Source organism: Aldersonia kunmingensis (genome assembly GCF_001646865.1).
GTDB lineage: Bacteria > Actinomycetota > Actinomycetes > Mycobacteriales > Mycobacteriaceae > Aldersonia > Aldersonia kunmingensis.
Genome location: NZ_LRRB01000163.1, coordinates 1 through 10,480, shown reverse-complemented (window position 1 = coordinate 10,480; position 10,480 = coordinate 1). Strand labels below are relative to the sequence as shown.

The window sequence follows — 10,480 nt, the reverse complement described above, 5'->3', positions numbered from 1 at the left end:
GCCCGAGTCGTCGGCAACCTGAAGCAACACTTGCAGATTCGGCAACGCGTCCCGTATCTCGGCCAGCAGCGGCGCGAATCGCGCGTGGTAGATCACCGCCCGGGCATCGGCATTGACGAACAGGTAGCGCAGCTCATCCGCGACATATCGGTAGTTCACGTTGACCGACACGCACCGCGACTTGAACGCACCGAGCATGCCTTCGACGTACTCGGTGCCGTTGTAGAGATAGAGCGCGACGTGGTCCTGGCCGGATTCGTGGTTGGCCAGCTCGTGCCGTTCCTTGCGCGCGCCGAGACCCGCTCGGTGCAGGTAGGTCGCGAGCCGGCGGCTGCGGTCGGTGAGCTCGGCGTAGGTGAGCCGCCGGTTGCGCCACACCAGCGCCTCCCGATCGGCCAAGACCTCACTGATCGCCTCGTGGGTGAGGGCGATGTTGAACTCGGTCGTGCTCACTGCGCTCCTTCAGCGGTCATGTCATCGGGCCGGCCGACCTCCGTCGAGGGCGATCGGGCGCAGACTCGCAAGATCTGCGGACATGAGCCTAGACAAGTGTCCAGGCGATGTGTATCCACCCTAGAACACGTTCTAGGGTGGGTCCATGGGCAATTCGGACGGCGTCTTCACCTCTGCGCACTCCCTCACACTGGATCGAGGTTGACGACCACCATGGCGCCACGACGACGCGACCACATGATCAAGGCCTATTTTCGGCGCACGAACGAGGGGTTCGAACCACTCGAGTTGGCGCATAGCGACTGGAACTGGGCGCACCTACACGGCGTCTCGGTCAGTGGACTGCTCGCCTGCGGCGCGGAGGACGCGCTGCGGGGGCTGGATCGCGAGCACTTCGTACCCGCCCGTTTCCATGTCGACCTGTCCCGACCCACCCGAGCCGCCTTCACGACGGTGGCGTCCGAAGTGGTTCGCAGCAGCAGCAGGCTGACCCAGATCGACGTGCGTCTTCATCAGTCCGGGAATGTCGCTGCTCGTGGCAGCGCGCTGTTCCTCCGGCCTTCGGAGAACCCCGACGGCGACATCTGGACTCCGTCCGATAGAGGCGCTCCTCCGCCGCTGTCCATCGCTCCCGCATCGGAGGAGCCCCGACCGCCCTACATCGGCAGCGACCAACCGTGGTCCGCCCGGTTCGGCGATCACCAGAACGCGGGTCGGCATCAGACCTGGCACACTGCCGTCCCGATCATCATCGATGAGCCGATGAGCACGTTCCAGGGTGTTGCTGCTCTCGCGGACACCGCGAGCATGGTCGCCAACTGGGGTAGCGCCGGGATCGGATACATCAACACCGACGTCAGCCTCACCCTTGCCCGACGCCCGGTCGGAATGGAAATCGGGCTGCGGACCCTCGATCACGTCCAGCACCAGGGGGTGGCCGTCGCCGCAGTCGAGGTCTACGACCGATGCGGCCCGCTCGGAAACGCGTCGATCACAGCTCTGGCCAACACCCGACGCGCCCTCGACTACTCCGCGCACGAGCGAGCAGAAGCGCAGACGCTCACCGCAGAGCACACCACCGGAGAAGCGAGCGGCCGTCGCGCACCGGGCGCGATGCCGCAGCCGTAAAAGTGAACGACTGCACCGACTCACTCCGCACAGACGAGTCCGGTCGGGTAGATCCGGAACCCGGTCTTCACCAATGGGTGCTTGGTCCGTCAAGTGACCCGAAGGTGTTGCAGGGGAGCGGAATTCGCCTGTTGTCGCGCCTCGCCGGTGCCAATGGCTCGTGAAATACGTGGTGCCGCAATGGCACTGCCGGGTTCACAAACAATAGTGGCGGCGGGACGAACGTCCTGTCGTTGCGGGGGATGTCGCTGTGGGACTCACTGCGGGCGCACGCGCGAGCCTTTGCCTCCATCGATCTCGACTTCTCGACCGACACGGACTGGTGGGGCGCCGTACGAACGTGGCGCCATGCGCTTCGGTCGGCGCTGACTGAACATCCGGACCTGTGCAACCTGATGACGACGGCCGACCGCGGCGTGGTGATTGGCTACGTCACACGCCTCATCGACGTGCTGACGCAGCACGGCCTCGCGCGACGTGCCGTCGATGAGCCACACAATCGTGGTGTCGAATACCTCCGGGTTCGTCCCACTCACCGGGCGCAGCCATGTCTGCCAGCGTCATGCTGAGCGTGACGTGGACGAGGATGCCGCACACACGCATCGCGTCTGGAGGCAGCTGCACATGGCTAGTCGGGAACACGACCGACTGGTCGCCGCGCTCTGCGCACGGGGCGGCTCACCTGCCGCCTTCGGTACTTGGTTACACCGTACGGCGCGCGATGGGCCAGAAAGCCCATGCGCTGGGCGGCCGTGGCCTCGTACATCCAGGCGAACCGTGGACATGGACATCATGTTGTCCGGTGAAGTCGTGCTCGGCCTCGACAACGGCGCCGAACGCACGTTGCGCGCGGGTGATGTCAACATTCAGAACGGCACACTGCACCGTCGGCACAACCGCCGAACGGAGCCCGCGAGGACGGCCGTCATGATCGCCGGTGCGCGGCGCGCACGATAACCAATCGCACGCCGTATCAAAATCCGCGTTTGCCGAGCTGCACCGCACTGACGACGTCGTCTTGACCGACGAGGTCGACGTGAACGGCGTTGCGACCGAACGCAAACAACAGAAGCTCCAGCGGCTCTCCGGTCACGGTGACGGGCGCGCCGTGCCCCACCGCCGTCACCGGCTGACCGTCGGGCGTGCGCAACGTCACCCGAGCGGGTACCGCAGCCATTGACTTCGACATCTGCGCTCTACTGATCAGAGCGACGCGCCGTTTGAGGGCCGTGGCCGTCTTGGTATCGAGTTCCCTTGGCGTCCAGCCAGTCTGGGCACGGCGGACGTCTCCATGGTGGGCGAACATCTCATGGATGCTCGCCACTGGGTCGAGAAGCTTGAAGACGGAAATACCGGCGGCCCCGCCGCGAATACTGCGACGAGGTCCTCCACGTCGTCGAGGTCGTCAGCCGTTCCTGCACGCGCGGTGTAGGGGGCCAGCGGTCCAAACTGCCGAGCATCGCATCGGCGCGGCGTTCGCGCACCAAAAGGTGCGAGGTCAGGTCACGTGTCGTCCAGCCCTCGCAGAACGTTGGAGCATCAGGTCCCACCTCGCGGAAGAGTTCGACCATCGCGTCGCGTTCGCGTTGCACTATCGCCATTCGCTGACGATTTGCCGCCGCGCCCGACGTGCAATCAGGATCAGCCGGCCTGGAGAATTGGCTCAACTGCCGACGGACAGTTGTTGCGCAAGCTCTGCCTTGGCATCGAGGAACTCCCGCTCGACCTTGTCGACGAGCGCCGCGACGGTCAGCACCTCCTGCACGCCCGTTGCGCTGTGCCCTGCGCTGTAGCGGGCGCCGGAGTCTGCATCCGACAGTCCGGTGCTGTCGAGGCGGGACAGGTCGAACTGCCCAGCAGGAGTTTCCCACGACGTCTCCCGGGGCGCGCGAATCATGCTCGTCGGCAGACCGGTGAACGCACTGGTCAATTCGATGTCGTCGATGCTCGCCCGCACTACCGCTTCCTTCCAGCCCTGGGGCGCCGCACTTTCCGTCGTTGCGATGAACGGTGTGCCCATGTACACCAAATCGAATCCCGCGACCAGAGCGGCGAGCACGCTCCGGCCGTCGGCGATCCCGCCCGCGAGAACCATTGGGCCGCCCCAGATCTGCCGAACAGCATGGGCGAAGGCGAGCGGGTTGGCCCAGCCGGTCTGACCGCCCGCGCCTGCCGTGAGCAGCACCAGGCCGTCGGCGCCCGCCGCAACGGCTCGTTCGGCGTGCCGCAAGGACCCCACGTCAGAGAGCACTAGCACACCACTGTCGTGCAACGGCCCGACGACCGCGTGCGGCGATCCGACGCTAGTGATGACCGCAGGGACCTGGTGCGTGGTCAGCACGGACAGGTCGTCTGAGAGGCGCGCGTTGGATCGATGGACCACCAGATTCGGGATGACGGGTCCGGGGTTCTCGTCGGATCGACGCAACCAGTCCGCTACCTCGGCGGGACTATCGGCGTTGTGCACCGGGAACGAACCACCGATGCCCGCACGGGTCGCCGCGTCCGCCAGCTCGAGACCTGACACGGCGGTCATCGGAGCGGCCACCACCGGAATCCGAAAGCGAGCGACGAACGAGTCCCAGGTAGCGGTCACGCCGCTGAGCTTACTTTCTATCGGAAAAGTAAGTTCACGAGCCCGAGTCCAGCGATGCCAGTAGCCCGTTCACCGCGTCGGACGCGCGGGCGGTCGCGGTGCGCAACGACACCGCCTTGGGGTCGATCATGTGCTGCATCGCTATTCCCCTGAGCAGTCCGACGATGGCGAAGGCAGTCGACGTGCAAAAGGCATCGATCCTCTTCTTTCGGTAGGCCAATCTGACCAACTCGGCGACGCCGTCGCGAAAGTGTCGGTCCCACTTGGCGCGTGACCCCCGCAGCTCCGGTGAGCCTGCCACGGCCTGCGCGCAGAGCACGACGTGCACGCGTGCCAGTGGGTCACTGCTGGTCACCAACTGAAGGTAGATCCCGACGAACGCGAGCAGGCACGCAGCGCCGTCCTTGCCCGCGATCGCCCTGTCCACGCGGGCGCGATACAGGTCGTCAACCGCGTCGTTTAGCCGCTCGATGAGGGCTGCCTTCGTCCCGAAGAGGTGGTTGACCAACGCGTGGCTGCAACCGGCACGTTCCCCGATCGCGACGAGGGACAACTGGTCGAAACCGCGTTCGACGATCAACTCGGCGGTCGCGTTCAACAGGCGCTGCTCACTGTCGGCGCGACGCTCCCGCTGAGTGCGCCGAAGGCTGACTTCGCTCATCGGCCGCACGATATACGCATTCCCGCCGGATGTCCGAACGTTCGAGGGCTCTTGTGGCGGACCTTCTCATCGTGCATATTTGCTGTCTGGCGAGAAAGTAAGCATGATCGCCGCGCAGTCCCCAGATTCACCGAGGAGTCAATGTTGACCGCATTCGTTTTGGTGCACGGTGGCTTTCACGGTGCCTGGTGTTGGTCGGATACGACGCGTCGATTGCGTGAGCATGGTCATTGGGTGGCCACGGTCGAGCTGCCCGGTCGGGGCGACACGGCGCATCTCGCTGCAACGGTCACGCTCGGTGATTGGGTTGCCGCACTCGATGGAGTCGTCGACACCGCGCCGGAGCGACCCGTGCTCGTTGCGCACAGCATCGGCGCGACCACCGTCAACCAATACGCAGAGGCCCACGCGGACAAGGTGGCCGAGCTCGTCTATGTCTGCGCAGTGACTCCGCGTGATGGTGACAGCGGCTCGTCGACGATGCTCGAGGCAGGTCCCGAGAGCGTGCTACTTCGGGACGGGTCGTTCACGCCAGGCCCCGACCAGACGGCAGTCCTCAACAAGGAGTGCGCCGTCGAAGCGTTCTATGAATCGTGCAATCAATCCGATATCGAGTACGCTCTCGCCCATCTGTCGCCCGAACCGATGTTGCCACTGATCACGCCGCTAACCCTGGGTGCGGCGTTTCGCGGCATCCCGAAGACCTATATCGCCGCACGCGACGACAAGGCGATGCCGCTCGCGTTTCAGATCGAGCTTGCCCACCGGATGGAAGCCAGGTTGGTGCTCATCGACGGCGACCACTCACCCTTCTACTCGGCGCCGGAAGCACTCCTCGGGGCCTTGCTCAATCCGCGTGCGACCGCGGCTGCGCACTAGCCGCTCGTAGCGCGGCGGTTCTTCTTCGCGATCGCGACCCTCACTGCCGGGAGCGTGGAAGCAGCGTCCAAGGCGCTCGATATTCAGGTGAGGCACGGTTGCTTGCGTTGTATTGCAGCGGTTTTGGTTGGCCGGCTTCGTGGTCCCCAAATGGTCCCCAGGTGCGCGCGCGGCGGCGAATTCACGCAGGATAATTGCTCTTTCCGAGGATCCACGCGACCCTCTGAATGCGCTCACTGACAGTCCCGACGCTTGGGACTCGACCTGTTGGAGCTTCGGCATCGGTCTCGGCAATGCCTCCGTACATGATGCAGATCGTGTACTGCCACATCAGCGTTCAACTCGAGTGCATCGTGCGCGTCGGACGCGACTCGGTTCCTGAGGTGTACATGACGCGAATGAGCTCATCGTCGCCGACTCGGACCTGCGGTAAGGATGAGGTTTGGAATCGAATTTCGACGTGTTCCGGGCGACCGTGCCGGCACATGCATCGCGTACATCTTCGCGGGATGTCACCGCATTGCGGGTTCAGGGGAATCCTCGATCATCTCGTCGTCGACTGTCGCGTCGTCGTGTTCACCCAGGTAGGCGGCCCGCACGATGGGATCGGATTCGATCTCGGCCGGCGTACCGCTCGCGATCGACTTCCCGAAGTCGAGCACGATCACGCGGTCGGCGGTCGCGAGGACCATCGGCACATCGTGTTCGATGAGCAACACGCCTATTCCCCATTCGGTCGCGAGTCGCCGGATCAGCCGACCCAGTTCGGCGCTCTCCGATTCGTCGAGCCCCGCGGCAGGTTCGTCGAGCAGTAGGACCGACGGCCGCCCGGCGACGGCGCGGGCGATGGCGACCAGTCGCCGCTGTCCGTAGGACAGTTCTTCGGGCCGGCGTTCCAGCACGTTGCCGAGGTCGAGTTCCTCGATCGCGGCCGCCACGGTGTCGGAAACGACCGAGCGGCCGGGGTGGATGAGGTCGGTGACCAGATCGATGCCAGCGCGCCGATCGGCGGCGGCGAGCAGGTTTTCGCGAACGGTGATGTCGTCGAAGAGTTCCAGGGACTGAAAGGATCTGGTCAGTCCAGCGCGGGACCGCTTGTGCGCCGGCCATTTCGTGATGTCGTCCGAACCCAGCGTCACGGTCCCCGCGGATACCCGGGTGTAGCCGGTGATGGCGTCGATCAGTGTCGTTTTGCCGGCCCCGTTCGGTCCAAGCAGTCCGACGACTTCACCTGCGCGTACCTCGAGCGACACGTCGGTCAGGGCTGCGAATGATCCGAATTTCTGGGTCAGTCCGGTCACCTGGAGGTGGACCTCCGGAACCTTCTGCACGCGTTCACGAGTCGGTGCCACGGTCCGGCCCGGACTTGTTCGCCGGCCGCGTCGACGGACCATGCCGACACCGGCGTACACACGCTCGATCAACCCGTTCTGACTGCCGATCAGCGTGAGCAGCAGGACCACCCCGGTGATCAGTGGCAGGTATTTCGCGAACTGCGAGTCGGCGTTGGACGTGGTTCCGCCGAAGAACAGTTCCGCGACTCCACCCGGTGCCAGCAGCGAACCAAGCAGCGGGCCGCAGACGAAACCGACGCCACCGATCACGGTCATGACCAACGCGTTGATCGACGCATCCGGTGGGAACAACTGCTGGAAAAGAATGGTCGGATAGCTGAACCCGTACAACACGCCGCCGAGGCCCGCGATGCCGGCCGAGAGCGTGAAGGCGTACAGCTTGGCCTGAAAGACATTGACGCCGAGGCTTGCTGCGGCACGCTCGTTCGTTCGCACCGCGAGCAGCCGTCGACCGGTGCGACTGCGGCGGACGTTCGCCACCATGATCGCCGCGAGGACGAACGCGACGACACAGACCACGCTGAAGTTGTCCGCGTGCAGGATCGGGTCGATTGGCACCCCGAAGAGACTCAGATCCGATATCCGGGTCTGAAACTCGCCGCCTGTCAGCGAGCTGTTGCTGAATAGCACCTGATGCAACGCGAAGCCGAGGCCGAACGTCACAACGGCCAGATTGACGCCCCGCGTACGCAGCGCGGGTAGTCCGAACAGGACTCCGACCAGCATCGCGACGACAATGCCGGCGGGCAAAGCGGCCTCGAACGGCCAGTCCTGCGCAGCAGCGAGCCTGCCCGCGGCGTACGCGCCGGCGCCGCCGAGCGCGAATTGGGCCAGCGAGAGCTGACCGGTGTAGCCGGTCAGCACGACCACCGACAAGCCCACGATCGCGAAGGTCAGCGACACGATGACCGAGGGATACCAGTTTTCCGGCAACGCAAATCGGACGAAAATCGCCGCGACCACGCCGATCGCGAGCATCGCGAATGGGTGGGTCGCGCCGGTACCGACACGCGGCAGGCGGTCCGTGATCGTGCCACGCACCGGCAGGCCGCGCCCGCGCACGGCCAGCACCACGACGATGAACAGGAACGGAACCGCGTCGGCGACGCCGGTCTGGTCGATGTAGTGCGTGGCCAGCGATTGCGTGACACCGACGAGAAGCCCGCCCGCGAGCGCGAGCGTGAAGGACTTGAATTGCGCAAGAAGAGCGGTGGCGAGCGCGCCGGTGATCAGCACGCTCATCTGGGTCACCGACACGAATCCGGTCGAGGTGGCCGGGAACAGCCCCCCCGCGATCGCGGCGACCACACCGCCGAGACCCCAGGTGAGGCACGCCAAAATATTGGGCGACCAGCCCAACGCCGCTGCGGCACGCGGATTCTCGGCCGCCGCGGAAACGCCTCGGCCGATTCTGGTCCGAGAGCTGATTAGTGCGAGCACCACGGCGATGACGGCGGCTATCGCGGCGACATAGAAGTTCTGACGTCCCACGATGATGTCGTCGGTGAGGTGGACTGCCCCCGATGGCACGGGAGCGGGAAGGCTCACCTGCTTCGCGGTGTATCGGAGCAACACGACCTGAGTGACGATTGTGAGTACACCGAGCGTCGCAATTACTCGGGCGAGCGGGCTGGCCGATCGCAGCGGGCGCATGACGAGCACGTGCACGAGGACGGCAACCGCGGCGACGACGACGATGGCGATAGCAAGTGCCGGTGCGAAACTCATGTCATGGTCGCGGCGGAGCTCCACGATCACGAAGGCGCCGAGCAACGCGAAACCACCTTGCGCGAAGTTGATGACGCCCGAGCCTCGGTACACCAGGACGAGTCCCATCGCGAGGATCGCGTTGATCCCGCCGGTACCGAGTCCCAGTAGGGCATAGGTCAGGGCATCCATCACTTCTCACCTGTCAGGTAGTGCCGAGCCAACTCATCAGCGGAGTCCGCAAGCTCTGCGCCGGACCCGCTCAATACGATGCGTCCGCGGCGAAGCACGTACGCCTTGTCACAGATCGCGAGGGCATGCCGGAAGTGCTGTTCGACAAGGACGACGCTCACGCCGGAGTCGGCGGCGGCACGCAACGCGGTCAGCAGCCGCTCGACGACGAGCGGGGCCAGCCCCAGCGAGAGTTCGTCGGCCAGCACTACCCGCGGTTTGGCCGCGAGGATGCGACCGAGCGCGAGCATCTGCTGCTGCCCGCCGGACAGCAATCCGGCGCGTTTGCTCAGGTGCGGTTCGAGTTCCGGAAAGAACTCCAGCGCTGCCGCGGCGGAACCGCGACCGACCGCGAGGTTCTCCCAGCCGGTGAGTTGCATGAACACGCACCGGCCTTCGAGGAGATAGCCGAGCCCGTGGCGGGCGCGGTAGTCCAAGCTGCGTCGTCGCCGATCGCCGTACATCGCGACTGTTCCGTGCATCGGCGCCAAACCACCAGCGAGCGTGAGCAAAGTGGTGGTCTTGCCCGCTCCGTTGGCGCCGAGCAGGGCAGCAATCTCGCCCGGGCGGACGTGCAGGTCGATGTCGTGGATTGCCGGTGTTCCGCCGTAACCGGCGGTTACGGCGGTCATCTCGATCGCATTCGTGGTGGTGGTCGTGGTCGCCATCTTCCGGGGACTTCCTGTGGTGGTGAATCGAAACAGGGCCCTGCCGCTACGGGATCGGTTGCGACAGGGCCCTTCGAGCATCAGCCCGTGGTGAAAAGCGGTGTCAGGTCTTGGAAGTCGCCGTTCTGGACGACCTCGCCGTCCTTGGCCTCGACGAAGACCACTTCGCTGTTGAAGACGCGATTGAGCCCCGGTACGGGGAACTCCACCGTGAAATCGATCGGCGCTGTGAGGCCGGTATCGACGTTGCTTGCGGTGCTCAGTGCGGTCGTCACGGCCGCGGCGTCGACGGTCGGCGCATCCTTGCCGACGACGTTCGCGAGCACCTGGTAGCCGGCCCAGGTGTTCTGGTTGTAAACCCCGGTCCAGTCCACGTCGTCGCGTGCGGCCTTGGCCGAATCCCATGCGGGGTTGGACGCGACGACGAAGTTGACCGCCGATTGCGCACCCTCGAGAGCGGTACCGGTATCTGAAAGGACGGTGTCGTTCAGCGCACCGGCCAATGCGTAGTACTTCGTGTCGACCCCGATGCTGGCACCCGCCGCAGCAAGGGCCGCGACCTGATCGTTCGGCAGGCCGACGATGGCGCAGTCGCTCTCACCGGCGGACTTGGCGACGCTGCTGAAGTCGGTGGTCGAGGTGGGCACCTTGATGTGCTTGGGTGCCGGCCCGCCCGCCTTCGCGGCACCGGCCTGGATCAGCGTGGCGGCCTTCTCGGCGGTCGGCACGTCGTAGAGGACACTGGCGATGGACTTGCAGCCGTCCGTCACGGCATGTGCACCGAGGCCCGCGAACGAGATGG

At 65.3% G+C, this 10,480-nt stretch carries 10 protein-coding genes and 1 pseudogene; 3 read left to right on the top strand and 8 right to left on the bottom strand.

The window, feature by feature from the left end; genetic code table 11:
* Positions 1 to 453 (bottom strand): AMP-binding protein (locus A8G08_RS12230; protein WP_157108535.1); only part of this gene is annotated, 453 nt, incomplete at its 3' end.
* Between the two features lie 201 nt (positions 454 to 654).
* On the opposite strand from A8G08_RS12230, the gene A8G08_RS12225 reads away from it, so the two are divergent.
* A complete protein-coding gene (locus A8G08_RS12225) occupies positions 655 to 1,581 on the top strand; it encodes an acyl-CoA thioesterase domain-containing protein (RefSeq protein WP_222844262.1) in 927 nt (308 codons plus the stop codon).
* Between the two features lie 257 nt (positions 1,582 to 1,838).
* Here the strand turns inward: A8G08_RS12225 and A8G08_RS27140 are convergent, their stop codons facing one another.
* Positions 1,839 to 2,117, bottom strand: coding sequence for a hypothetical protein (locus tag A8G08_RS27140; RefSeq protein ID WP_157108534.1), 279 nt, complete (start codon positions 2,115 to 2,117; stop codon positions 1,839 to 1,841).
* Between the two features lie 247 nt (positions 2,118 to 2,364).
* On the opposite strand from A8G08_RS27140, the gene A8G08_RS27135 reads away from it, so the two are divergent.
* On the top strand, positions 2,365 to 2,538 hold the full coding sequence (locus A8G08_RS27135) for a cupin domain-containing protein (RefSeq protein ID WP_157108533.1): 174 nt from the start codon (positions 2,365 to 2,367) through the stop codon (positions 2,536 to 2,538).
* Positions 2,539 to 2,554: 16 nt separating this feature from the next.
* Here the strand turns inward: A8G08_RS27135 and A8G08_RS28480 are convergent.
* The 3 genes and pseudogenes from A8G08_RS28480 to A8G08_RS12205 form a co-directional block, all read right to left on the bottom strand.
* Positions 2,555 to 3,182, bottom strand: a pseudogene (locus A8G08_RS28480) (TIGR03085 family metal-binding protein).
* 62 nt (positions 3,183 to 3,244) lie between these two features.
* A complete protein-coding gene (locus A8G08_RS12210) occupies positions 3,245 to 4,177 on the bottom strand; it encodes an NAD(P)H-dependent flavin oxidoreductase (RefSeq protein ID WP_245672795.1) in 933 nt (310 codons plus the stop codon).
* 34 nt (positions 4,178 to 4,211) lie between these two features.
* Complete coding sequence (locus tag A8G08_RS12205; protein WP_068274130.1) at positions 4,212 to 4,838, bottom strand: TetR/AcrR family transcriptional regulator; 627 nt, start codon at positions 4,836 to 4,838, stop codon at positions 4,212 to 4,214.
* Positions 4,839 to 4,979: 141 nt separating this feature from the next.
* Between A8G08_RS12205 and A8G08_RS12200 the strand changes: the two genes are divergently transcribed.
* Entirely contained in the window at positions 4,980 to 5,717 is a 738-nt protein-coding gene (locus A8G08_RS12200; RefSeq protein WP_084436132.1) for an alpha/beta fold hydrolase, read from the top strand.
* A 512-nt stretch (positions 5,718 to 6,229) separates the two neighbouring features.
* Here A8G08_RS12200 and A8G08_RS12195 read toward each other — a convergent pair.
* The 3 genes from A8G08_RS12195 to A8G08_RS12185 form a co-directional block, all read right to left on the bottom strand.
* Complete coding sequence (locus tag A8G08_RS12195) at positions 6,230 to 8,971, bottom strand: branched-chain amino acid ABC transporter permease/ATP-binding protein (RefSeq protein WP_084436131.1); 2,742 nt, start codon at positions 8,969 to 8,971, stop codon at positions 6,230 to 6,232.
* Positions 8,971 to 9,678, bottom strand: coding sequence for an ABC transporter ATP-binding protein (locus tag A8G08_RS12190; protein WP_068274125.1), 708 nt, complete (start codon positions 9,676 to 9,678; stop codon positions 8,971 to 8,973). Before A8G08_RS12190 ends, A8G08_RS12195 begins: the two co-directional genes overlap by 1 nt.
* An 80-nt stretch (positions 9,679 to 9,758) precedes the next feature.
* A partial coding sequence (locus tag A8G08_RS12185) for an ABC transporter substrate-binding protein (protein WP_169823299.1) occupies positions 9,759 to 10,480 on the bottom strand: 722 nt, incomplete at its 5' end.

Bases quoted from the DNA above. Each gene is read 5' to 3' on its own strand.
- A8G08_RS27135 (WP_157108533.1), top strand. From the start codon at position 2,365: ATGGACATCATGTTGTCCGGTGAAGTCGTGCTCGGCCTCGACAACGGC.
- A8G08_RS12205 (WP_068274130.1), bottom strand. From the start codon at position 4,838: ATGAGCGAAGTCAGCCTTCGGCGCACTCAGCGGGAGCGTCGCGCCGAC.
- A8G08_RS12200 (WP_084436132.1), top strand. From the start codon at position 4,980: ATGTTGACCGCATTCGTTTTGGTGCACGGTGGCTTTCACGGTGCCTGG.
- A8G08_RS12195 (WP_084436131.1), bottom strand. From the start codon at position 8,971: ATGGATGCCCTGACCTATGCCCTACTGGGACTCGGTACCGGCGGGATC.
- A8G08_RS12190 (WP_068274125.1), bottom strand. From the start codon at position 9,678: ATGGCGACCACGACCACCACCACGAATGCGATCGAGATGACCGCCGTA.